Source organism: Streptomyces sp. NPDC007205 (assembly GCF_040634095.1).
Taxonomy (GTDB): domain Bacteria; phylum Actinomycetota; class Actinomycetes; order Streptomycetales; family Streptomycetaceae; genus Streptomyces.
Window position 1 is genome coordinate 1 of record NZ_JBEYEW010000047.1, and the last position, 22028, is coordinate 22028.

The window sequence follows — 22028 nt, forward strand, 5'->3', positions numbered from 1 at the left end:
CGAGCGATTCGACCCCCATGCGCAGGATGTCCCGCAGAGGAACGTTCCTGCATGCCGCCCCTGACCTGGGCATTCACGGAACTGCGGCCAGAACCACGTTCACATAGCCCCATCAACATGACGACAGCAGCCGGGCGTGAGCGCATGGTGGCACCAGAGGCCAAGAAGACGTCGCCTTCGAAAAAGCCCGGCCCAGCGGGGAGGAGTCCCGGGCAGTCGACAGAAACCGGGCCGCCTCACGACCGGCGGACCGGGCTGGAAGAGCGCGCACAGGATGTCCAGCCGATGGCCATCGAAGAGATTTCTGCTCGTGACATCAGCTGTACAGGCCCGCTCGTGATCACCGTCGTCCCCCGATGCCGCCACACCACCCAGCTCCGGGACCGGCGAGACCGTCCGACAAGGGCTCCCGGCCGATGAGCGCGGCGGCCTCGGAGGTCGACACCGGCACCTCTATGGCCGAGGGGTTGATCGGGACCAAGCGCGCGGAGGCGGCTGGTGGTCGAAGCGGCCGCCGCCGGCCGGGAAAGATCACCCCGCGGCCAGGCTGATCAAGTCACGCGACCTCCGCAGTGGCAGGCCGGCCACCCCGCGCCGGGCCCCTCGAGTGCCGGCCGCGTACACGGGCGGGCACGGCTGTGTGGCGGCCGACGGCATACACCTCAACCTCCGCCGGAGGAGGCGACAGCCGGCGCCCTGGTCCTTCCCGCGACCGGCGCCCTGGTCCTTCCCGCGACGCGCCGACGGTTTCCGGGCCCTGGTCACCCTCGCCCCGGCTCCGGCGAACCAGCCGAGTCCGCAGCTGACTTCATGCATGAGTGGGCCGACGGGGCGTGCACAACTCTTCTTCTTCCCCGAAGTCCGTACAGCCCGGAGGAGAGGATCCAGCACGTCTGCACGCCGAGGACCGCGACCCAGCCGAGATGCGGGCAGGGATGTCTGTCCCGCTCCACGGCGCGACGTTCCCGCAGGGCCGTCCGGAAGACCACAGGCGAGGGGACCGAGCTGCCGGTGCCCGGTCCGGCCGCACGGCAGCGAGCTCTGGGTAAAGGCGGCTGAGCCCAGACAGGCGCCGACATCGATATGACTCGCAAGAATCCGAACAAAAGAGGCGAATAGCTCGAACCGTCCGGCATGTGTCGTCCGTGGAACTCAATGAGCGCGCCCATGCAGGATCAGTATCCGGCCTACCGACCGCCCCAGAAATCATTCGCGGTCACGCCGTTCCGGTCTCAGCCAATCCACAGAAGAGCCAGAAGACCATGTTTGTGACCGATTCCGCCAGCCCGACTTCACTGCTCGGCCGGCCCTGCCGCCGCCAGGCACTGCTTACCCTGCCGGCGCAGGAGGCGCACGTCTCCGCCGCCCGTCACTTCGCGGCCGATGTGCTGGAGACCTGGAGTGTGCCCACAAGCGAGCGGGACTCCGCCGTGCTCGTCGTCGACGAACTCGCCGCCAACGCCGCCCAGTACGGCCATGAGCGCATGACCCTGCTACTCACCCTGGACCACGACAATCTGCACATTGTGGTCACTGACTCCGGTGCGGCCGTGGAACGCCATCGCTCCGACACCGCCCCCGACGAACACGGCCGTGGCACCGGCATCGTCCAGTACCTCGCCCAGTCGACCGAGATCCACCAGACACGCAGCGGCCGCGAAGTCCACGCCTGCCTGAGGTGCTCGCCATGACCGGACCGTACCCTCCGCACGAGCTGCGACCCCCCGCCGGGGTCGGCACTGCAGCACAGCGACGGGCGGCCGCGGGCGGCCGCGGCGCCGGGTCACCCGACACACCCGCCGAGTGGGCCTTCGCGACCCACAAGCCGTGTCCCATCGACGGCTGCCCGGGCCCGGCCCGCGTACCCATGCGGTCCACGGCACACCCATCGGCCCTCGATCACGGCGGCCCCCACCACGACACGGTGCTGTGTCGACGCTGCGGCGCCGGCCCCTGCGTACCGGGCGGAGGTGTGAGCGTGGACGTCACCCCGAACAGCGGCCAGGGCATCGACGCCCCGCCCCCGCACGAGGCATTTACGAATGCGCCAGATCTGCGCCGCGAGATGCACCAAGTGCTCGCCCTCGGAGCCGAACGTGACGGCCGCCAGGCCAGGCCCCTCACACGGCCCCCGATCGATACGACGGCCGCCGAACGCGCCCGGCTGCTACGCCGGACCGCCCTCAGGGACCGGATGGCCCTGGACGACCCCGGCCCCGGCCCGGTCGTAGCTGCCGCAGAAACCGCCGAACAACTCCTCCTCCACGACCGCCGCCATCCCGACCAGCCGGCCGGCCCGCACCACCCCGACACCATCACGCTCGCGTGGCTGGCCCAGATGAGCCACGTGCAGGACCGCCAGTTGCCACAGCCCGCCACCAGAAACAAGGAGCCACAGAACATGCCTGGAAAGCAGAAGACACTCGCCATACTTGCCGGAATCGCGCTGGCAGCCGGACTCACCAGCCCGGCCTTCGGGTCCACCACCGCTCACTCACCGGCCCTGCGCACCGCCGCAACGGGGTCGGGGATGTCGGTCGTGGGGTGGAACCGCGAGCTCATCACCATCCTCAGCGATCCGAAGGCGCAGCCGTCCACCGTCCAACCCACGCGCAGCTTCGCGCTTCTCCAGGCCGCCGAGTACGACGCCGTGGTATCGATCACCCGGGCCGGCCCCGCCTACGTGTCCTCGGTGCCGGCGCCGGGAGGCGCTCGTGCGGATGCCGCAGCGGACCAGGCAGCCCACGATGTGCTGGTCGCCCTGTACCCGGCCAAGCGCGCAGGTGTGGACCAGCGGCTGAGCAGCCAGTTGTCCGCGATTCCGGGCGGCCCGGTCAAGCAGGCGGGCATGGGTGTGGGAGCCGAGGTCGCCCGTCGACTGATCAGCCTGCGGTCCCACGACGGGTCCTCAGCCAATCCGCCGCGGTTCCGCCCCGGCGACAAGGCCGGTGACTACCGGCCCACCCCTCCAGCCTTCCCGGCACCGGTGTTCACCAACTGGGGCTCGGTCAAGCCGTTCGTGCTGGCCAACGGACGCCAGTTCCGCCCGGCACCGCCGCCGGCCGTGAGCGGCGCCGCCTACGCCACCGCCTTGAACGAGGTCAAGAGCCTGGGCAGCAAGACCAGTACCACCCGCACCCCCGATCAGACGGCAGCCGCGAAGTTCTGGGCGGCGGCACCCGTCTGGAACGTCTGGAACCAGGTCGCGCAGAACCTTGTCACCTCCCAGAACGCGAACCTGGAGAAGGCGGTGAAGGTTTTCGCCCGGCTCGACCTGTCCCTCGCCGACACCACGATCGCGATGTACGACGCCAAGTACGCCTACCGCCTATGGCGACCCGTGACCGCCATCCGGCTCGGCGGTACGCACTACAACCCGAGCATCGTCGGCGATCCCCACTGGACCCCCCTGCTGCCGACCGCACCGGATCCGTCCTATCCCGGCGCTCACGGCGCTCTCAGCCAGGCTGCGGCAACGACGCTCGCCGGGTTCTACGGTGCGCGGCATCACCTCGCGGTGACGTCGAAGGGCGTCACCCGAACCTTCGCCGGCTTCCAGGACGCCGCGACCGAAGCGTGGCTCAGCCGGATCTGGTCCGGCCAGCACACCTTCCTCGACAATCGCGCGGGCCGGCAACTCGGCACCCAGGTGGCCGATTTCGTGGCACGTCATCTCTGACGCCCCCACCGCGCGACAACCACGCACAGCATGGCAGTGGCCGGAAGCCAGTGGTCCCGGCGCATCGGGTACCACTGGCTCGGACCACGCTCAGAGACCTGCCATCCTCCGCGTCGAGGGCCCGCAGCTGATGGCCGGCAGGCCGGATGTCTGCCTGCAAGAAGTCCCGGATTCCTATCACCGCGACGCACTGACTGAATGACTGTCGCGGTCGGACCCGCCCGGTCGTCCCACGTCGCTGAGCGCGGGCCTGCCCATGTCACTGTCGGCGACCCGCAGTCGGGGGCCTCGCTCGGAGTCCCCGCAGGTACCACAACACCCCCGGGTCTGCAGGAGCTTCGAACCGCCGACTGCCTCCCAAAGCAGCTCACAGCCGAGTGACCACGGCCGCCACAGGTAGGGCCCACCCGCCGTCCGGCGAGGCCGGATCGGCTACAGGCCGATGTCCCTGGGGCCTTTTCCCCGGGGCGGGTCGTTGCCGGTGGCCGGGTGTGGATCTTCCAGGCGGAGCCGGGCTGCGGCCTCTCACGGAGCTTGAAGTGAGACCACAGCTCCAGGCCGTCGCTCTCCAGCGGCGCGGTGGCGGTCAGCGCTAGCGTGAGCGACGGGGCGTGGAACACCGCCACGGGGCCTTCGAGGTGCGCGGTGTGCCTTTCGGTGCCGTAGCCGAAGCGCGGTGCGACGCGCGCCTTGAACGGGAGGGCTCCCCGCACGTAGATCACCCGCCCTGTGGGACGACCGCTCCTACGCCGCGACTCTGGGCAACGACCGCGACGGGTTTGTCGAGGCGTCCGGGACCCCCCCGCGACAGTCGGCGTCACCGGTGGTGAGCACCGCGGCGCGGCGAGACCCGTAAGGGCCGCCGCTTTTCCGAGGCGACGACCCTACAATGAGAGTTGGTGCTTTTAGCCTTCAGCCCGTCGAAACATCCTGAGTGGGTGTCACCCGGATAGCTCGATACTGAAAACCATCCTGCTCGCCTGCCTCCCACTCCAAGGTGACGACATCGCCAGCTGTGAGGAAGTGGAAGCCGGTCATTTCTATAGCCGAGAAATGCGCCCAGCAGCCACCGGGAGTTTCCGTGGAGTCGAGTACCCCCCAGCCTTCCTCATTGTGCCAAACACGGACTTTTGCCTTGGTCATCCTTGGATTCTAGCAGTCTGCTATTGGCGTGGGGCCTGCCCTCAGACCAGAGTCACGATGAACGGAAAGTCCAGGTCGACGGTCCGCGTGCCGCGCGGGATCGGGAACGTCTCATGGACCTTCAAGTCCCAGTTACAGCTGGTCCAGCGGCTGCCCAATGGTGCCGACATGTGGAGGAAGTACCGCGGGCTGACGCCGGGGTGACTGTCGTGGGCCACTCGGCGTCCATTGCACGTGAGGTCGGCGGTTTCATTCATGAGTCCAGTGGCCGGGGCTGCGACCGCAGCACTCAACTGCCAGCCCATCTGGAACTTTCCTGTGTCGTACTTGATCTGAGCCGTGAAGTTCCCCCGAGGATCGCTCCCCTTGTAGTAAGGATGCTGAGGAGTGAAGGTCCATGGAGACGCGCTCGCCTGCGTGGCTCCCAGGCCAACGGCCATCGCAGCAGCTGCCGCGATAAGGGATGCTCGCTTTATGGCATGCGAAAACATGGCAATCCTTTCCGAGGTTTCTCTGTTTCCCCTGAAAAGCTAGACGAACTCCGAGGCGGAGGTTTCCCTTCCGGGGTAAAGGTAAGATCAAGTGACTTTGCGCAATGGGATGGATGTCACAGTTTGAGGGTCCGGCAGACCGAGGGCCTTCGCATTCAACGGGCTGATGTCCCGGTTCGCCAGGGGACCCTCCCGCGCCCGAGGGGGGCTCGATCTCCGGGGACGCGCCCTCGGGATCGAACCACTCGCCCACGGAAGTGGTTTCGGTGTGCTGGTCTCCCCGCTTCCACCGGCCCACCGGGTTATGGGGGTGGACCAGGTGCCCGGCCTGCCGGTCCTTGCCACGCGAGAACTCCACCTGCCAGCCCTCCGGCAACGGACCATTCAGCCACGCGGCGACCGCGTCCTAGAACCACTCATGCCGGGCCGCGTCCCGGTGCCAGGGATCGCCTCCGGTCACGTAGATCCGCTCGATCGAGGCCGGGACCGTCGCGTACACCGCAGTCAGGATCTCCGCCACGTTCGCGCGCGCCCAGCTCCAGCCGGGCAGTCCCGCTGCTTCGTCGAGGCTGCTGGGTCGGCGCGGTCGAGGCAGTATCGGGCGCCGATTCCTCGTCCTGGCCCTCGGAATCCTGCTCTTCGACCACGGTCGGCGGTGTGCCCAGGTTGGAATCGACGGATCCGGCCGGTTCCTTGATCGCTTGTGCGGCCGCCTCAGACCTGGAGTGATCATCGGCGGCATCCGTTGGCCACGTCCTCCGCCGCGGGCTTGCCGGCGGGTGCCTGGGGACCTAGGCGGGGCACAAGGGCGACGACGTCGATCACCGACAGGCCGGCCGACGTCGCCAATCGGTCCGCCTTCGTCTTCTCGTACGCGCCCAGCACGGCGATCCTCTTGTCTCGATAGGCCTGCAGCTTCTTCAGCCGGCGCTCCAAGGGCTTGATCGCGTCGCGCAGCTTGCGTAGATATCGGCAAGGCCGCCGTTGTAGCTCTTGGCGTCCATTCGTGGGGGCTTCCTTCAGCGATCGCCGGAACAGGGTCAAGATCAGGAGGATTGGTCGGCGCAACACCCCAGTTCAGGGGTTGCGCTGGACTTCAAGATCCGCGAGCTGCGGACTGTAGCTCAGGGGCGTAAGAGGCTGCTGCGTGAGCGGGAGACATACTTCCAGCTCATGCAGCAGGGCCTGAGCAACAACAAGGCATGCCGGACCGTCGGCATCAACCCGAAGACCGGCCGACGATGGCGCAACGGGCGTAACGCCGAGTCTGTTGCATGAGAGGGCCACGATCCGGCAGATCGCCGCTGAACTGGGCCGCAGGCCGCCCACTGTCAGCTGGGAAACACGCCGCAACCGGCACCCGGCCAAGGGGCAGTGCCGGCCGCACGCCGCCCAGCCCCGCGCCGATGCCCGCCGCCCTCGCCCAAGCGCGGGTAGATCGGTCAGACCCCGAACTGCGCGCCTTCATCCAGGACCGCCTGGACCTTACGGTGGAGCCCTGAGCAGATCTGCCAGGCACTACGCGCCCGCCTATTCGTCACAGTCGTCGGCCGACACGACCCCCTGAAGACCATGCGGACCGTACTCAAGGCTCCGTCGGCGTCAGGTGATGCTCAGCAGTTCGCGTCCGAGACCCCGCCGAACTCGGCACCGTCGGTGTACCTGTGCCAGTCACCCCAGGCAATGCCGCACCAGGTGACGGGGTTGGCGTCCGTGTAAATCTGCGCGTCGGCGCGCCACGTGTCCTCGTTGTTGTGGTAGATCCACGTCCACGGCGACCAGTAGTCCTGGCTCTGCCGCGCGGTCTGCCACCCGCCAAAGTTCGTGGAATGGTTCCATCCGAAGGGCGTACCGTCGACCTGGGCGTTGGGGTGGGCGGCCCGATACGCGGAGGACCACTGAAAGTGGACGCGGACGTTGTGGCAGTTGTCGTACTGCTGCTCAACCTCACCGACGTACACGTTGCCGACAGTGATCTTTGCCGGCAGTCCGATGTCGATGACCGTGCACGCCGTCGGCGTCGCCACGTTCGAGGACGCTGCCTGCGCCGGGGCCACGACCAGTCCTGACAGCAACGCCGCCGCCGCGACGGTGCCCGCTACACGCTTACTGTTCACGGAGATTCCCCCTGCCACAAAAGGACGTTCGGTGTCGTTCGGGTATGAGTCCGTCCATCAGCCTGCCGACGCACGGCAATGAAGGCTGGTGGCGCGACGGGTCCACCCGCCGCGCCCAGCTCGACTTCCCTCAGCCCCAGTAGCCCCCAGTGCCGGGGCAGGCGTGGTAAGTGTTCGAGGACCAGAGCGCATTGCCGTAGGCGTCGTAGATCACGAAGTTGCCGTCGGCCTGGACGATGGCCTCGGTGCCGCTCGTGCTGTGCGTGGGCGGCTTCGTGAGCGACGACCACTCGGCCTGGTTCTGGAAGTAGGAACCGTTGGGCGTGTTGATCAGGACGGAGTCGTAGACGACCATGCTTCCGCCGCCGGACCCGCCCTCGAACAGGACGTACGGGAAGGCGCGGTTGTAGGCGGTGCCAGTAGCCCATTTGGCCTGGCTGCTTCCCTGCCCCTGGCAGTACAGCACGAGGTTGCCATCGCTCTGCATCTTCAACACCGTGAACGGCCCCCACCACTCGTGGGTGGGCGAGTACGACCTGCCGTCCATGTAGATGGTGGTCTGGTGGCTGCAGCCGTCGCCGCCGCTGCAGCCGATGGTCGCGCCGGCGCTCCCCGCGTCCGTGATGGTGGCGCCGACGGCGACCGTGAGCGTCGCGGCGGTCATGGCGATGGCGCGTCTGGCCTTGTTCAGCTTGTGCATGGGTTTCTCTTCCCCCTTACACCGATGGTGGCGGCCGTCGTGAGGCCGTCACGCTCTTCGTGGGCTCGTCCGCGCAGCATCGACTGACGCCGGCGATGCCCCGGCTGCATCCGCCTGGACGTGTGCCGACCGGAGTATCCGCTCTGCGGTGAGCCCCGCTACCGTGACGCTATGGACACGGGTCCGTCGGCCGTCCTAGATTCGTCCTAGTGCGAGGTCAGCCGGGGGATCGGCGCTGATCGTCACGTGCCAGGGGGAACATGAGATTCGGCGTGCTCGGGCCGTTACACGCTCAGATCACCGGACGCGAAGTCCGATTAGACGGACCGCGGCAGGCCAAGATGCTGGCCGCGCTTCTGGTCGATGCCAACAACCTCGTCGCCGTGGAACGGCTCGTCGCCGTGATGTGGGAAGGGAAAGCGCCCGCTACTGCAGTCCGTCAGGTCCAGGACGCCGTCTCCGGGCTGCGCCGCAACCTCGTCGCGTGCGGAGCACCCGGCTCCTTGATCAGCACGCGGCGTGGCGGCTACCAGATCCACCTGGCCCCGGATCAGCTCGACCTGCTGGAGTTTGACCACGAACGGTACCTCGCCGAACGGCACACGGCCCCGTTCGAGACAGCTGTCGCGCTGCGGCGGGCGCTGGCCTGCTGGCGCGGTAACGCCCTGGTCGACATCTCCAGCCGGGTCCTGGAGATCGATGCGGAGCGGCTGAACGAGAAACGCGCGGCCACGCACAAACAGTGCCTGAGCATCGAACTCGACCTGGGGCGTCATCGGGAGGTCATCGACGAACTGACCGCCCTGCTCCGCGAGCACCCCTACGACGAGCACGTCGCCGAACACTTGATAGTCGCCCTCTACCGGTGTCGGCGACAAGGCGAGGCGCTGCAGGTGTACGAGCGGCTGCGCCGGACACTGGCCGACGAACTCGGCGTCGATCCCACCCTGCCGCTCCAGGCGCTGCATCAGCGCATCCTGACCGCCGATCCCGCCCTGGCGACTCCAGTCCCGGCAAGCGGCCCCTCGGACACACCACCAGAAAGTCCTGACGCGGCGGCCACCGGGCCGGCAATGGCGATGCCGGTGCGTCAACTGCCGTTCGACGTCCCCGACTTCGTGGGCCGGGCGGAGGCGCTGGCCGAGGTCGCCGGACTGCTCGACGGGTCGGCGCCGAACCGGGCCCCGGTGGCCGTCATCGTGGGCGGTCCCGGTGTCGGCAAGTCCTGCCTGGTGACGCACGCCGCGCGGCTGGCGAGCGCCACCTTCCCCGACGGCCAGCTCTACCTCAACCTCGCCGCGACATCGGACGAGCCGCGGGACCCGGGGCTGATGCTGGCCGAGGCGCTGCGCGCGCTCTCGATCGCCGGCAGCGCGATCCCGAACGGCCTGTCCGAGCGGGCCGCGCTCTACCGGTCGTTGCTGGTGGACCGCCGTATGCTGGTGGTGCTGGACGATGCCGGTCACGCCGATCAGGTGCTGCCGTTGCTGCCCGGGGCCGACGGCTGTGCCGTGTTGATCACCAGCCGCACTCTGCTGACGCAACTACCCGGCGCTCGGCACATCGACCTGGACGTGCTGCGCCCGGCAGAGGCGCGGGAGTTGTTCACCGGAATTGTCGGGCGGCGGCGGGTCGAGCGGGAACCAGCGGAGGCCGACGCGATCCTCGACTGCTGCGGCAATCTGCCGCTGGCGATCCGGATCGCCGGCGCCAAGCTCTCCGGCCGCCCGGCTTGGTCGCTGAGGGTGCTGCGGGAACGGATCGAGGATGAGTCCCGGCGGCTGGCCGAGCTGAGGATCGGGGACCTCAGCGTGCGAGCCAGCGTCGAACTGAGCCTACGGCTGCTGCCGGCCGACGCGGTGCGCGCGCTGAGCCTGCTGGGTCTGCTCGGCGCCTACACCCTGCCCGGCTGGGTGGTCGGCCCGCTGCTGGACCGCTCGGACGCAGAGGAGGTGCTGGACACCCTCGTCGACGCCAGCCTGGTGCGGCTCACCGCCACCGACGCCATCGGCCAGCCGCGCTACCGGCTGCACGACCTGATCAGGACCTGTGCCGTGGAGTTCGCCGCCCCGCTGCCGGCGACGGACAAGCGGGACGCGATCATCCGGGTGCTGTCCACCTGGCTCGATCTGGTCGGGCGCGGCACCGATCGGCTGCCGGCCGGGCTGCTGGCAGCCGCGCCCGGTTCGGCGCCGCGCCGGTCGCTGCCCGACGCGGTCGTGGACCGGCTGATGGCCGACCCGGTCGGCTGGTTCGACGCGGAACGCGACAACCTGCTCGGCGCGGTGAAACTAGCCGTGGACTGGGGCCTGGACGAGCTGGCCTGGGAGCTGGCGGCCAGCCCGGCGACCTACTACGACCACCGGTGCCTGTATCAGGACTGGCAGCACGGGCACCGGCTCGCGTTGGACGCAGCCGAGGCCGCCGGCAACGTGCGCGGCGCATCGGTGCTGCTGCGCGGTCTTGGCCAGCTGCACATCTACCGAGACGAGTTCGACCAGGCGACCCGTGTCCTGGAGTCCTCCTTCGGGCTGTGCCAGGACGGCGGGGACAAGCGCGGCGAGGCGTTGTCGATGGCGATGCTGAGCACGGTCAGCCGGGTACAGGGCCGTGACGACGAAGCCGCCGAACGTGTCGAGCAGGCGCTGGCCATCGCGGTCGGTGAGGGCGACCGGCACCTCGAAGCGCAGCTGTCCTGCTCGATGGCCGTGATGAGGCTCATGCAGGGCAAACTCGACGAGGCGGAGTCCTGGTTCGATGGGGCCCTGCGCCAGGCCAGGGCGCTCGATGACGGGCATCGGGTGGCGGTCGTGCTGCGGCGGTTCAGCCGACTGCACGTTCAGCGCGGTGATCCGGACGAGGCGCTGCGCTGCCTGTGGCAGGCGTTGGCCACCTTCGAGCAACTGGCCGACGAGCGGTGCGCCGCGTACACGCTGCTGGAAGTCGGCCGCGTGTACGCCGGTCAGCACGACCGGGACCGGGCGTGCCCGGCGTTGGAGCGCGCGGCGCAGCTGTTCCACCGGCACGGTGACCGCCTGGACGAGGCCTCGTGCTGGCAACTGATCGGCGACCTGGACGCCGCCGCCGGCGTCCACCACTTGGCGCACCAGCACCGCGGGCGGGCGCTGCGGCTGTGGCAGACGATCGGCGACATGAACCAGACGAAAGCTCCAGCGCGACCATCGTCGCCGTGAGCTTGTTCCTTGACATCGGCGACTCTGAGGCGGTCACTTTTAACATCGGCGACTTTGAGGCGGCCACTCTTTGGAGTGATCGCAGGGCATGAGGACGGCCTTCCTCGTGATCCTGAACTCTGCGAAGAAATCCAGGAGTTCACAAGGAAGGCCATGGTGATGAGTGCGCTGGTGCAGGTCGGCGAACGGGACGGGTTCGCGGGACTGTCACGCTTTCGGACGGCCTTCTGTGAATGCCTGTCCGCGCGAGCGGATGCGTACCAACGACCGCACATCACGTTGGCGGTCGAGCCAACCGGCGATACCGGACACACTTTTCCCTACGTTGGTGCCCTGCTGGGGACGTGGCGCTCACTGACAGACGGCTCGGGCCGCGGTTGAGTCTGAAAAGCGCGGTGAAGCAGGAGAGGTGAGGGGAGAGGTGAGGGGAGAGCAGGGCTGATGCGTTCTCAGGTGGCGATATGAAGGGTCACCGGGTTCGGCGGGGCGGGGGTCAACCTGGGCCCCCGTTCGAGATGAACTGCGCTCGTTGTGCCCACCGGGGTCGCGTCCACCCCGGAGCCGACGGAGAAGTAACCGTGTGCAGCTCGGCATCGAAGAATGGCTGGGCCCCCACGCGTCGCCCGCGGTGAGACGGTCCCCTTGTCTTCAGCAGTTGCTCGGCGCGCGGCCGCTGGCCCTCCGCCGCCGTACCGTGAGCGCTGGTACTGCCGCCGACCTCCTCCTTCATTCGCCGGTCACGGCTCCGCTCCCGTCGGGCGGTTCGCTGCTGTCGACATAGACGACCAGCGTCTGCTCCGGCTGTTCGGCCAGGTGAAAAGCGGTGTACGCGTAATCGATCGCTCCCCGTTGCGGGTGTCGTAGCCGTTTGCGACCGCTGTGCCGAGCCTGCACCTCGTACTGCGGCCACCAGTCCCGCACCTCAGGGCTGCCCTCGTTCAGGTCCTCGATCAGTCGGGTGTACCGCGGGTCGTCGGAATGGCGTGCCGCTAGCGTCCTGAGCCGGCCGAGCAGGCCGCGTGCTTCGGGTTCCCAGTCGACCAGAACGTCCCGGGCCACCGGTTCGAGGAACACCCAGCGGACGAAGTTGGCGGGCCGGTCCGCCTCAGTGATGAGCCTCGGGAACAATTCGTGGGCTGCCTGGTTGTGGCTGAGGACGTCATAGTTGCCGCCGATGATGTACGCCGGGTTCGGCTGGAGCAGCAGGGGGACGGCACGCGCCTCGGCCGTTAGCAGCTCACGTTCCTCGGCTTCGGCCGCAGGCGCGTGACCGGCGAGCTGGAGAAGATGATCGCGCTCGTGCCGGTCGAGCCGCAGCGCCGCGGCGAGGGCGTTGAGCACCTGTTCGGAGACGCGGATCTTTCGCCCCTGCTCCAGGTACGTGTACCAGGTGGCGCTGATCCCGGCCAGCAGTGCCAGTTCCTCTCGGCGAAGTCCCGGAGTCCGGCGGCGGCCGGTCTGGGGCAGGCCCACCTCGTCAGGAGTCAGGCGCTCTCTCCGGCCGCGCAGGAATTCACTCAGCTGACGGCGTCGGTCCGGCTGCGTGGGCATGACGCATAGCACTCTCAGTTCCAGAATAAATACGGTCTGGATACCAGGCTAAGCCAAACGGAGACTGGTGTGCGAGCACGGGCCGCGGCACTACCGACGGCCTCACACGGTCACACCGGCACCCGGCCGCCCAGTGCGCAACGGCTTGGCGGACGCTCCTCCAGGACCCGCTGCCACTCGGCACCCCGGCCCCGGTGCCGAAGATGGAGAGGGCAACTCATGTCCGGAATCAAGGGCAAAGTAGTGGCGATCACCGGAGCCAGCAGTGGCATCGGCGAGGCGACCGCGCTGCTGCTCGCCGAACGCGGCGCGCGACTCGTCCTCGGCGCACGCCGGTCCGAACGCCTGGCGGAACTGGTGGCCCGGATCGAGAAGGCAGGTGGCACGGCCGTGCAGATCCGCACCGACGTGACCCGGCGTGACGACCTGCAGGCCCTGGTCGCGCTGGCCGGTGAGTGCTTCGGCCGACTCGACGTACTCGTCAGCAATGCCGGAGTCGGCACCATATCGCCTCTCGACGATCTGCGCGTCGAGGAGTGGGACCACATGGTCGACGTCAACGTGAAGGGCGTGCTGCACGGGATCGGCGCCGCGCTGCCGGTCTTCCGGGCGCAGGGAACCGGCCACTTCATCACCACCGCCTCCACGGCCGCGTTTCGCATCGTTCCGACCATGGCCGTCTACGCCGGCACCAAGTTCGCGGTCCGGGCCATCTGCGAAGGACTGCGCCAGGAAGCCGGCGCCTCCCTGCGGGTGACCACCGTCTCACCTGGTGCGACTGCGACCGACTTCGCCGAGGCGTCAACCAACAGCCAGGTCAGAGCAGAGATCACGAAGATGCGGGACGACATCGCGATCCCGCCTGACGCGGTCGCCCGGGCCATCGCTTTCGCGATCGAACAGCCTGCCGCGGTCGACGTGAACGACATCGTCGTCCGGCCCACCGCCCAGAGCTGACCTCTCCCACACTTCCGGTGCGGACACGCGCACCCGCTGGACTGTTCCACGGGGTGCATGGCAACACAGGCCCGCTGGCCCGTGGGATGGGTGGCATGGCCGAGTGGAAACGACGGGCGCGACGCCGGATGATCAAGGTTGCTGAGACCGAAGATCAACCTGGAGCCGCGTCCGCGTGCCATCTTCCCTGATCAGCGTCCTCACGGGCCACTTCGAGGACGCAGCCGCGTCATGTCCACCCACGGACCCCTCTGAACTGGCCACGCTGGCCGAGGTGTTCGACCATCTCCCCGATCCACGCCGGGTTCGAGGACGCCGCTACCGGATCGGCTCACTGCTGGGGCTGTGCCTGGTCGCGGTGCTCGGTGGCGCGCGGTCGCTGGCGCAGATCGCCCGCTTCGCGGCCGACGCGGCGCCTGAGGTACACGACCAGCTGGGGCTCAACCGGGCCACCCCGAACGCCTCTACCCTGGGACGCCTGCTGGCGCGGTTGGACGGGGACACGGTCGATCATGCGGTGGGCGCCTGGCCCGCCCGCCGCGCCACCGACCCGGTCGACGAACCCGACCGGCTGACCGGGCTAGCTGTCGACGGCAAGACAATCCGCGGATCGCGCACCGACGGACACGCCGTGCACCTGCTGGCCGCGGCCCTCCACGACAGCCAGACCGTCATCGCCCAGCGCCAGGTCGCAGCCAAGAGCAACGAAATCCCCGCCTTCATCCCGCTGCTGGAGAATCTGCACCTGCGCGGCGTCGTCGTCACCGCGGACGCCATGCACACCCAGCGCGAGCACGCCCACCACATCGTCGCGGCCAGCGGCCACTATCTGCTGGTGGTCAAGGGCAACCAGCAAAAGCTCCGCAAACAGATCAAACGCCTGCCCTGGAGCGAGATCCCACTGCAGGGCCGCACCACCACAACCGACCACGGACGGCGTGAGATCCGCCGGCTCAAGCCATGCACCGTCACGCCCGCCCTGCGCTTCCCGCACGCCGTTCAGGCCATACAGATCAAACGCCGCCGCATGAACCACCAGACCGGCAGGGTCCAGACGAAGACCGTCTACGCCGTCACCAGCCTCACCCCCGAGCAGGCAGGCCCCGCACGTCTGGCCGAACTCGTCCAGGACCACTGGTCCGTGTAAGCCCTGCACCACGTGCGAGACGTCACTTACGGCGAAGACGCCTCCCGGATCCACACCGGCACAGCACCTCGCCTCATGGCTACCCTGCGCAACCTCGCCATCGGCCTGATGCGCCAGGGCGGCTGGCACAACATCGCCGCCGCAACCGATCACTACCGGTCACGCCCCGAGCACGCCCTCGCACTCCTCAAGATCACTTCCTGAGAACGCATCGGCCCTGGAGGGGAGAGCGCGGACGGCGGAGGAACGGGAGCCGACCGAACGACGCTCGTGATCTTAGTGAGAGCACAGGCCGTACGTCTGTGAGCGATTTCAACGGGGGTCGTGGAACGACATCCCTCACCAACTGCGTTGCCATGCAGGGCAGTGCGGGGGACGCATGCGCAGGAAAGGGTTTGTCCGCAGTCCGGCCCCGGCGGGGTCGCAGGGCAAACGGTCAAGATCACGACGGGCGCCACAAGGGCCGGCCGAAGTGTCAGTGCGCGGGCGACTCGAAGCCGAGGGCGGCCAGGGCCTCTTCGGCGGCGTGCTGGTCCTGCTCATAGCTGCCGCCGGAGATTCCGAGGCCTCCGACGCACCGGCCGTTGTCGATGATCGGGTAGCCGCCGCCGACCGCCATCAGACGCGGGTGGCCGGCCAGCGGCGCGATCCGCGGATCGGCGAGGTAGTCGTTCCAGGCGTGGGTGGGGGTGTGGAAGGAGGCTGCGGTCCAGGCTTTGTCGACGGCGATCTCGGCGGTGAGGAAAGGTGCGCCGTCGGCGCGGTCGAAGGCCTGGAGGTGCCCTCCGGGGTCGGTGACGGCGACGGCCGCCGTGAAGCCGATCCGGGCGGCGGCCTCGTGCACCGCCGCGATAAGTGCGCCGGCGGCGGTCTGGGTGATCGCGGAGGCGGGGGAGGACTTTTCGGGCGTGTCGCTGCTCATGACCGGTTTCCTTCGTGGCTTGTGGGTGTGTTGTGCGGGTGGCGCAGTGACGGGTCGGGGCTGGCGGGGCGTGGTCAGCGCAGTGGCGAGGCGGGGGTGGGTACCACGCGGGTGGCGATGGTCTTCACAAGGACCAGCAGGCCGTGGACGACCGGGCCGATCTCGTTCTTCCACCGGTCGTGGTGGTGGACGGCCGCGTACAGGGCCCCGCTGTGGGCCTCGTCCTCGAACCGGCGGAGCCACACGTGGCCGTCCTGATCCTGGTCGTCGACGAAGGAGGCGGTCACCGTCCACGCCCAGCGAGGTCTGGAACGGGATGACGACGTCCTCCATGTGGCGCACCCATGCCTCGCGGCGTCCGGGCTGTGCCTGATGGCGGCGGATGCCGTAGTACACGGCGCTCCGCCCAACTGCTTGCACGTCTGGTCAGTCGGTGACGGTGAGGACGAGCTTGCCGCGGGTGCGGCCGCCCTCCCCGCGGGCGTGGGCCGCGCCGGCCTGCTCCAGCGGGAAGGTGTCCTCCACCTCGACGGCGACATGGCCGGCGTCGATCAGGTCGGCGATCGTCGTCAGCGCCGCGCCGTCCGGCTCGACCAGCAAAGGGGTGACCCGTACGCCGGCCGCCTCGGCGGCCTGGGCCAACTCCGGGGAGACGCCGGCCGGGATCGCGACCAGCAGGCCGCCGGGGCGCAGGGCCTGCAGCGAGCGGGTGCTGGTCCGGTCGTGGGCATCGCCCACCAGGTCGATGACGACGTCGACGTCGGAGGTGGCGTCCTCGAAGCGGGCGGTGGTGTAGTCGATGGTCTCCTTGGCTCCGAGTTCCTTGAGCCAGGTGTGTCGGGCGGCGCTGGCGGTCGCGATCACATGGGCGCACAGGTGCCGGGCGAACTGGACCGCGAAGTGGCCGACCCCGCCGGCGGCGGCGGTGATCAGGACGCGCTGGCCGGCCTGGGTGTGGGCGGTGTCGACCAGGGCCTGCCAGGCGGTCAGCGCCGCCAGCGGCACCGCGGCGGCGTGCACGTGGTCGACGGTGGCGGGCTTGCGGGCGAACTGCCGGGCGGGGGCGGTCACGTACTCGGCGTAAGCGTTCGCGGCGCGCGGGAACCACGGCATGCCGTACACCTCGTCACCGACCTTCAGTGTGGTCACACCGAAGCCGACCTCCTCCACCACCCCGGACACGTCCCAGCCCAGGCTGAACGGCGGCTCACCCAGCACCCCGACCATCCCGGTGCCACCGCGGGTCTTCCAGTCCACCGGGTTGATCCCGGCCGCGTGCACCCGCACCAGCACCTCTGTGGGCAGGGGTACCGGGCGCGGCACCTGCTGGATCCGCAGCACCTCCGGGCCGCCGAAACCGTCCTGAACCACCGCGCGCATCGTGTCTGCGGACATGCGTCATCTCCTGAAAAGGTGCTCTGTGGAAGGCCGTTGACGGCCTTCCCGACGTCGATGACGCTATCCCCGGGACTATAGTTACCTTCAAGGTCTAGTACTTCCCGTTGGGAAGTGACCTGGTGAGGAGAGTGAGCGTGACGACCACCTGCCCCAGCGGCCAGCACTCGCACCACGACGTCTACGCCGCCCAGTGTCCCTGCCGGGCCCTGCTCGACCTGCTCGCCAACAAGTGGTCCGCGCTGGCCATCGGCGCCCTCGAGGACGGCCCCCAGCGCTTCGGACAGATCCAGCGCAGGCTCCAGGGCGTCAGCCCCAAGGTGCTGACCCAGACGCTCCGCCGCCTGGAGGACTTCGGCATCCTCGACCGCACCGTCTACCCTGCCGTCCCCCTGCACGTCGAGTACGCCCTCACGCCCCTTGGCCACAGCGCCGCGATCCCGCTCAACGCGCTCCGCTCGTGGGTCGAGGACAACATCGACCATGCCTTCCGGCCGGAGCCGACCGCGCCATGAAGTCCTCCCTCGACGGTCTGGCCAGGACCGGATGACCGGAACCTGACGGCGCGGGCGGCCCCGACTCACCGGCGAGCTGCTCGAGGGGTCGTCCCGGTCGTTTTCAAGAAGCCCCATCCCCCTCTTCAGCCTGGCGGCAACTGCCCTGTTCCTGGGCGATGCCAGGCGCCGGCTCTCGCCATTCGCCCGCCGCCGCCAGCAGCGACCGCCTGGGAGGAACTCGCCGCGCTCACCGTCGCTCCACCGCATTCGATGAGCGGCTGCGCCCGCGCGCTCCGGCGACCAGCAGCGACTGGAAGATCTCTGGCGCAACGGCAGAAATGCGTGGAGGACCGGATCCGGCTCAGGCGCCGGGCCTGGAGAGATCGCGCCTATCACCGCCGACTACGCCGCGCGCCTCAGGAGGCTGGGCCGACCTCAAGCGCGCGGGAGGCGAGGGCGGGGGCATCGGGCCCGTCGGGGCAATGGCGGGCGTCGTGCGGCGGGGTGCGCGGAGACACGTCATACATTTGGCACCATGAGCGATGCCCCGCCTGATCAGCTCCTCGGCCCAGGACGGCGCAGCGCCCTGTCCGGGCTCGTCGGCGTGGCGGGGCCGCGCTGCTGCTGGCCGTCGGCTGCACCACCTCTGAAGCCTCCTCCGCGCATGCCCCCGCCTCGACGACGGCTTCCGCCTCTGCCGGCGGCTCCACGCCCGGCGCGATGACGCTAGGCCCAGTACCTCTTCTTCGTCCTGGGTTCCCAGACCCGGGCAGCGAGGAACAGCTGTACAAGTCCTGCCGCGGCGCATGGGACACGTTCTGCGGGCTGTGCGACCCGGCACCGGTGGCGGCGAACGTTCCGTACGGGAAGACCCGGCTGCCCGTGTGGTTGTTCCGGCCCGACGCGTCAGGACGCCGCCGCCCCACCGTGATCCTCACCAACGGCAGTGACGGACAGAGCGTCGACATATGGACGTACGGAGTCGCCGCCGCGCTGGACCGAGGCTGGAACGCCCTCGTCTACGAGGGGCCCGGCCAGGGACAGATGATCTTCGTGAAGCAGATGGTGTTCAGTCCGCGCTGGGAGACCGTGGTGACGCCGCTCGTCGACTGGCTGCGCGCCCGTTCCGACGTGGATGCCGACAAGATCGCTCTCACCGGGCTGAGCATGGGAGGTGACCTGGCCCCCCGGGCTGCGGCCTTCGAACAGCGGCTCGCGGCGGTGGTGGCCATGCCCGGATGCCTGGATCCATGGCAGGGCTTCGGGGAGCTGCGGGAAATTCTCACCTCGGACAAGAGCGGAGACCAACAACGCCTGGAACAAGGAAGGACGTCGCCCCACACCTGTCGCCCGCTGACGCGGCGACCGTGAAGAAGCGCTTCTAACCGTTCTCCGTGCCGGCGATGCTCGCCGCCCGCCAAGGCAGGCTCTTCACCGACTTCTACACCCCGGCCAAGCTCATCGAGTCGATGAACATCACGGACGTCGTGGGCCGTATCACGGCGCCCACACTGGTCCTCGACTACGACTACGAGCAGTTCTACCCTCGCCAGCCACACCAGATGTTCGACAAGCTGACGGCCCCGAAGGAATACGTGAAGCTCACAGCGGCGACCGGGGCGCAGCTTCACTGCTCGCCCATGGCGCCCAGACAGCACTGCGAAGTCGTCTTCGACTGGCTGCAGGAGACACTCCACGGCGGCTGACCACGGCTGCTGCGCGCGATGCTCGGCGACGGCACCTCCCCGACGGCGACCGGCTGTATACCGTCCAGTACGAGCAGGACACGCCGGCGCGAGGCGGAGCGCCAGTCCGGGGAGCGTGCGGCGCAACGCCCCGTGTGCACCGCTTGCGGCCAGAAGTCCACCGACGACAGCCGGACACCGCCACGCTGGATCCGCGCAAGGCACCACGTGTTTTCGGGCGTTGTCGGGGGGAGGGGCTGACATCTCCGTTGCGGCCGCTTTCGCGGCAACCGCAACGACGTCACCCAGTGCTGCTCGCCGACCGAGGGCTGGAGGTCAGGCTGTGGCCTCGACGAGCCGCTTCATGCCGGGCTGGTCGGTCACGCAGCCCACCAGGCCGAGCGTCCGGGCCAGCGCCAGGTCGCGCTCGTCATTGACGGTCCAGGCCATCACGTCGATGCCGACGGCGCCGCACTTCTCCACGATGGCCCGGTTCAGCTGGCGCAGTTCCACGCTGACCAAGGTGGAGCCGACCTTCTGGGCGCGGCCGACGAAGGTGTCGCGGTGTGCGCTGGGGCCTGCCACTAGCACGGTGCGGGCCTGCGGCAGCAGGTTGTGGATCTCGATCAGGGCCACGTCGTGGAACGACAGCACCGAGACCCGGTCCAGCAGGCCGCGGCTGGCGAGGATCTCAGCCAGCGACCGGGCGGCGGCCACGTCCTTGATCTCCGCCTGGATGGGCAGCGTCGGCCCGACGGCGTCCAGCACCTCCCCGAACGTGGGGATGCGCTCGCCGAGGCCCGCGTCGAGCTTCTTGAGCCGGCGCAAGTCCTGGTCGGCGATCGGACCGGAGCCGTCCGTCGTGCGGTCCAGGGTCTCGTCGTGCATGACGACCAGCTCGCCGTCCTTGCTGAGGTGCAAGTCCAGTTCGATGCCGTCCAGCCCCTCGCGTTCGGCCCGCAGGAAGGAGCGCAGGGTGTTCTCCGGCTCGGCGGCCATGACACCGCGGTGGCCGATGGTGAAGAAAGACACTCGGTTGCCGTCCTTGGGTGCGGTGGTCCGGGGCAGCAGCACGAGTGCCGTACCCTCCATCGGGCGGCGGGCGACCGCCGCCCGAGCGCCCAAGCCTAATGGGCCCGTCCGGCCGCGCACTCGCCCCGCCTGGAACGTCGCCGGAGCGCGCCCAAGGCAGGACGGGTGCATGGGGTCTCGCTCGCAAGGAGCCGTGGCCATGCGCAGACCGTGCTGCCCAGTGTGACTGAGCGCTTCAGGTGGCGGCACTCGCCAACTGAAGCGCTCCGGACCGTCCGCCAGGCGAACCAGCGCCACTGGAAACCGTGCAACGCTGCGGTCAGATGGTCAGCTCCGCAAGCTCCGTGTTGGCGCGCTCGGTGACCAGGGCGAGGACGCGGCCGGCGGCTGCCAGGTCCTCGGCGGGTATCCCGCCCCAGATGCGAGCGGAGACAGGAGCGACCTCCGCCCCGACGGCGGCGAGCAGCTCGCGCCCTGCGTCCGTGGGACGCAGGTGCGCGCCGTCCGCGACGAGCAACTGCTTGGCCAGCAACTCGTCGAGAGTGGCGCGGATATCGGCCGGATCGGCCTTCAGGGAGCCCCGGACCTGGGTGACGACATCATCCGGCGTCTGCGGAGCGTCGGCGGTGACGGCGGCGCGCAGGGCCATCTGCTGCTGGAACGTGACGCCGTGCTGGGCCAGGACATGCTCGAAGACGCCGCGGGCGGCATAGTGGGCCAGGCCGAGGACGCGGGCGTCGGCGGCGGGTGCCGTGGTGGTCATGGTGTTCTCCCCTGAGTGGTGTCGTCGTTCGGCACAGATAGAGCGAGAGGTGCGTCGAGCAGGGTCATCAGCTCGTCGGTGAACACGCGCGTCCGCGAGGCGTCGAGGCCGCCGAGAGGCTCCAGCAACTGCTGCAGCAGTTCCTGGACCACCTCGATGGCCTGCCGCGTGACGGCCTTGCCCTGCTCGGTGAGGGCGAGCTGTACGGCGCGCGGGTCACGGGGATCGCGGGTGCGTTCGATCAGGCCGGCCGACTCCAGGGCGCGCGCCAGTTTCGAGACGTACAGCGCCTCCAGGCCGGTGTGGTCGGCGAGTCGGCGCTGACTGGGCCGCTCGCCGGAGCGCTGCATGCCGTGCAGCGACGCGACCAGTGAGTACTGCGCGTGGGTCAGGCCCAGCGGAGTCACCGCGCGATCGACCGCGACGCGCCACTTGTTGGCGAGCCGCCATACCAGGAAGCCAGGCGTGGGGCCCGGAGAACCCTTACTCATGCCAAATAGAATACATGGCTACTATATCCATGGCTACTATTTTCTGGCGGATGCACAAGAAGCTGCGGTCAGACAGGGCGGCAGCAGGAACCGGCTTTATGGACCACTACGCCCGCCTGGGCCGCCCCTCGCCAACTCTGACGCGTCCACCCGCCCACTCGTGCCTCGCCCGTCAACTGAAGCGCTCAGTCACATCGAGTCACGCACGACCCCCCGCCTGGGGGAGTCGCACTGTTCGAATTGCGTTCGATGCGTTGATCGCAG

At 68.9% G+C, this 22028-nt stretch carries 21 protein-coding genes and 1 pseudogene; 10 read left to right on the forward strand and 12 right to left on the reverse strand.

Features of this window, described 5'->3' with window-relative positions:
• Positions 1–1262 precede the first annotated feature (1262 nt).
• Positions 1263–1691: an ATP-binding protein gene (locus tag ABZ624_RS37625; RefSeq protein ID WP_360099243.1), complete on the forward strand. Its 429-nt coding sequence runs from the start codon at positions 1263–1265 to the stop codon at positions 1689–1691.
• Positions 1692–1978: 287 nt separating this feature from the next.
• Positions 1979–3679, forward strand: coding sequence for a vanadium-dependent haloperoxidase (locus ABZ624_RS37630; protein ID WP_360099245.1), 1701 nt, complete (start codon positions 1979–1981; stop codon positions 3677–3679).
• Between the two features lie 912 nt (positions 3680–4591).
• Here the strand turns inward: ABZ624_RS37630 and ABZ624_RS37635 are convergent.
• The 3 genes from ABZ624_RS37635 to ABZ624_RS37645 all read right to left on the reverse strand — a co-directional run bounded on the left by ABZ624_RS37635 (position 4592) and on the right by ABZ624_RS37645 (position 6357).
• Positions 4592–4822, reverse strand: coding sequence for a cold shock domain-containing protein (locus ABZ624_RS37635; protein WP_360099247.1), 231 nt, complete (start codon positions 4820–4822; stop codon positions 4592–4594).
• A gap of 41 nt (positions 4823–4863) precedes the next feature.
• Positions 4864–5313 (reverse strand): hypothetical protein, encoded by a 450-nt coding sequence (locus tag ABZ624_RS37640; protein ID WP_360099249.1) that lies wholly within the window; start codon positions 5311–5313, stop codon positions 4864–4866.
• 729 nt (positions 5314–6042) lie between these two features.
• Positions 6043–6357 carry a hypothetical protein gene (locus tag ABZ624_RS37645; protein ID WP_360099303.1) on the reverse strand — a complete coding sequence of 105 codons (315 nt, stop codon included), beginning with the start codon at positions 6355–6357 and terminating at the stop codon, positions 6043–6045.
• 45 nt (positions 6358–6402) lie between these two features.
• Here ABZ624_RS37645 and ABZ624_RS37650 point away from each other — a divergent pair.
• Positions 6403–6843 (forward strand): annotated as a pseudogene (locus ABZ624_RS37650) (IS30 family transposase); the annotation flags it as partial.
• 83 nt (positions 6844–6926) lie between these two features.
• Here the strand turns inward: ABZ624_RS37650 and ABZ624_RS37655 are convergent.
• On the reverse strand, positions 6927–7430 hold the full coding sequence (locus ABZ624_RS37655) for a hypothetical protein (RefSeq protein WP_360099251.1): 504 nt from the start codon (positions 7428–7430) through the stop codon (positions 6927–6929).
• A 130-nt stretch (positions 7431–7560) separates the two neighbouring features.
• On the reverse strand, positions 7561–8130 hold the full coding sequence (locus tag ABZ624_RS37660) for a hypothetical protein (protein ID WP_360099253.1): 570 nt from the start codon (positions 8128–8130) through the stop codon (positions 7561–7563).
• 260 nt (positions 8131–8390) lie between these two features.
• Between ABZ624_RS37660 and ABZ624_RS37665 the strand changes: the two genes are divergently transcribed.
• A complete protein-coding gene (locus ABZ624_RS37665; RefSeq protein WP_360099255.1) occupies positions 8391–11324 on the forward strand; it encodes a BTAD domain-containing putative transcriptional regulator in 2934 nt (977 codons plus the stop codon).
• Between the two features lie 726 nt (positions 11325–12050).
• Here the strand turns inward: ABZ624_RS37665 and ABZ624_RS37670 are convergent.
• Positions 12051–12875, reverse strand: a complete 825-nt coding sequence (locus ABZ624_RS37670) for a helix-turn-helix transcriptional regulator (RefSeq protein ID WP_360099257.1) — start codon at positions 12873–12875, stop codon at positions 12051–12053.
• Between the two features lie 219 nt (positions 12876–13094).
• On the opposite strand from ABZ624_RS37670, the gene ABZ624_RS37675 reads away from it, so the two are divergent.
• The 3 genes from ABZ624_RS37675 (at position 13095) to ABZ624_RS37685 (ending at position 15183) form a co-directional block, all read left to right on the forward strand.
• Complete coding sequence (locus tag ABZ624_RS37675) at positions 13095–13832, forward strand: SDR family oxidoreductase (protein ID WP_360099259.1); 738 nt, start codon at positions 13095–13097, stop codon at positions 13830–13832.
• Between the two features lie 175 nt (positions 13833–14007).
• Positions 14008–14979: an ISAs1 family transposase gene (locus ABZ624_RS37680; protein WP_360099261.1), complete on the forward strand. Its 972-nt coding sequence runs from the start codon at positions 14008–14010 to the stop codon at positions 14977–14979.
• A gap of 75 nt (positions 14980–15054) precedes the next feature.
• A complete protein-coding gene (locus ABZ624_RS37685; protein ID WP_360099263.1) occupies positions 15055–15183 on the forward strand; it encodes a hypothetical protein in 129 nt (42 codons plus the stop codon).
• Between the two features lie 271 nt (positions 15184–15454).
• Here the strand turns inward: ABZ624_RS37685 and ABZ624_RS37690 are convergent, their stop codons facing one another.
• The 3 genes from ABZ624_RS37690 to ABZ624_RS37700 all read right to left on the reverse strand — a co-directional run bounded on the left by ABZ624_RS37690 (position 15455) and on the right by ABZ624_RS37700 (position 17296).
• On the reverse strand, positions 15455–15901 hold the full coding sequence (locus ABZ624_RS37690) for a heme-binding protein (protein WP_360099265.1): 447 nt from the start codon (positions 15899–15901) through the stop codon (positions 15455–15457).
• A gap of 74 nt (positions 15902–15975) precedes the next feature.
• Positions 15976–16188, reverse strand: a complete 213-nt coding sequence (locus ABZ624_RS37695; protein ID WP_360099267.1) for a hypothetical protein — start codon at positions 16186–16188, stop codon at positions 15976–15978.
• A 139-nt stretch (positions 16189–16327) separates the two neighbouring features.
• Entirely contained in the window at positions 16328–17296 is a 969-nt protein-coding gene (locus ABZ624_RS37700; protein WP_360099269.1) for an NADP-dependent oxidoreductase, read from the reverse strand.
• Positions 17297–17433: 137 nt separating this feature from the next.
• Between ABZ624_RS37700 and ABZ624_RS37705 the strand changes: the two genes are divergently transcribed.
• The 3 genes from ABZ624_RS37705 to ABZ624_RS37715 all read left to right on the forward strand — a co-directional run bounded on the left by ABZ624_RS37705 (position 17434) and on the right by ABZ624_RS37715 (position 19499).
• Positions 17434–17811 (forward strand): helix-turn-helix domain-containing protein, encoded by a 378-nt coding sequence (locus tag ABZ624_RS37705; protein ID WP_360099271.1) that lies wholly within the window; start codon positions 17434–17436, stop codon positions 17809–17811.
• An 825-nt stretch (positions 17812–18636) separates the two neighbouring features.
• Positions 18637–19164 carry a CocE/NonD family hydrolase gene (locus tag ABZ624_RS37710; protein ID WP_360099273.1) on the forward strand — a complete coding sequence of 176 codons (528 nt, stop codon included), beginning with the start codon at positions 18637–18639 and terminating at the stop codon, positions 19162–19164.
• A gap of 23 nt (positions 19165–19187) precedes the next feature.
• A complete protein-coding gene (locus ABZ624_RS37715) occupies positions 19188–19499 on the forward strand; it encodes a hypothetical protein (RefSeq protein WP_360099275.1) in 312 nt (103 codons plus the stop codon).
• Positions 19500–19814: 315 nt separating this feature from the next.
• Here ABZ624_RS37715 and ABZ624_RS37720 read toward each other — a convergent pair whose 3' ends face one another.
• From ABZ624_RS37720 to ABZ624_RS37730, 3 genes are all read right to left on the reverse strand, one after another.
• Positions 19815–20510 carry a glycerophosphodiester phosphodiesterase family protein gene (locus ABZ624_RS37720; RefSeq protein WP_360099301.1) on the reverse strand — a complete coding sequence of 232 codons (696 nt, stop codon included), beginning with the start codon at positions 20508–20510 and terminating at the stop codon, positions 19815–19817.
• A gap of 319 nt (positions 20511–20829) precedes the next feature.
• A complete protein-coding gene (locus ABZ624_RS37725; RefSeq protein WP_360099277.1) occupies positions 20830–21273 on the reverse strand; it encodes a MarR family transcriptional regulator in 444 nt (147 codons plus the stop codon).
• Positions 21270–21764: a MarR family transcriptional regulator gene (locus ABZ624_RS37730; RefSeq protein ID WP_360099279.1), complete on the reverse strand. Its 495-nt coding sequence runs from the start codon at positions 21762–21764 to the stop codon at positions 21270–21272. Before ABZ624_RS37730 ends, ABZ624_RS37725 begins: the two co-directional genes overlap by 4 nt.
• Positions 21765–22028: the final 264 nt, after the last annotated feature.

Excerpts from the sequence above, each read along its gene's own strand:
- ABZ624_RS37625 (WP_360099243.1), top strand. The coding sequence starts at position 1,263 with ATGTTTGTGACCGATTCCGCCAGCCCGACTTCACTGCTCGGCCGGCCC.
- ABZ624_RS37635 (WP_360099247.1), bottom strand. The coding sequence starts at position 4,822 with ATGACCAAGGCAAAAGTCCGTGTTTGGCACAATGAGGAAGGCTGGGGG.
- ABZ624_RS37640 (WP_360099249.1), bottom strand. The coding sequence starts at position 5,313 with ATGTTTTCGCATGCCATAAAGCGAGCATCCCTTATCGCGGCAGCTGCT.
- ABZ624_RS37660 (WP_360099253.1), bottom strand. The coding sequence starts at position 8,130 with ATGCACAAGCTGAACAAGGCCAGACGCGCCATCGCCATGACCGCCGCG.
- ABZ624_RS37665 (WP_360099255.1), top strand. The coding sequence starts at position 8,391 with ATGAGATTCGGCGTGCTCGGGCCGTTACACGCTCAGATCACCGGACGC.
- ABZ624_RS37670 (WP_360099257.1), bottom strand. The coding sequence starts at position 12,875 with ATGCCCACGCAGCCGGACCGACGCCGTCAGCTGAGTGAATTCCTGCGC.
- ABZ624_RS37675 (WP_360099259.1), top strand. The coding sequence starts at position 13,095 with ATGTCCGGAATCAAGGGCAAAGTAGTGGCGATCACCGGAGCCAGCAGT.
- ABZ624_RS37685 (WP_360099263.1), top strand. The coding sequence starts at position 15,055 with ATGGCTACCCTGCGCAACCTCGCCATCGGCCTGATGCGCCAGGGCGGC.
- ABZ624_RS37690 (WP_360099265.1), bottom strand. The coding sequence starts at position 15,901 with ATGAGCAGCGACACGCCCGAAAAGTCCTCCCCCGCCTCCGCGATCACC.
- ABZ624_RS37700 (WP_360099269.1), bottom strand. The coding sequence starts at position 17,296 with ATGTCCGCAGACACGATGCGCGCGGTGGTTCAGGACGGTTTCGGCGGC.
- ABZ624_RS37725 (WP_360099277.1), bottom strand. The coding sequence starts at position 21,273 with ATGACCACCACGGCACCCGCCGCCGACGCCCGCGTCCTCGGCCTGGCC.
- ABZ624_RS37730 (WP_360099279.1), bottom strand. The coding sequence starts at position 21,764 with ATGAGTAAGGGTTCTCCGGGCCCCACGCCTGGCTTCCTGGTATGGCGG.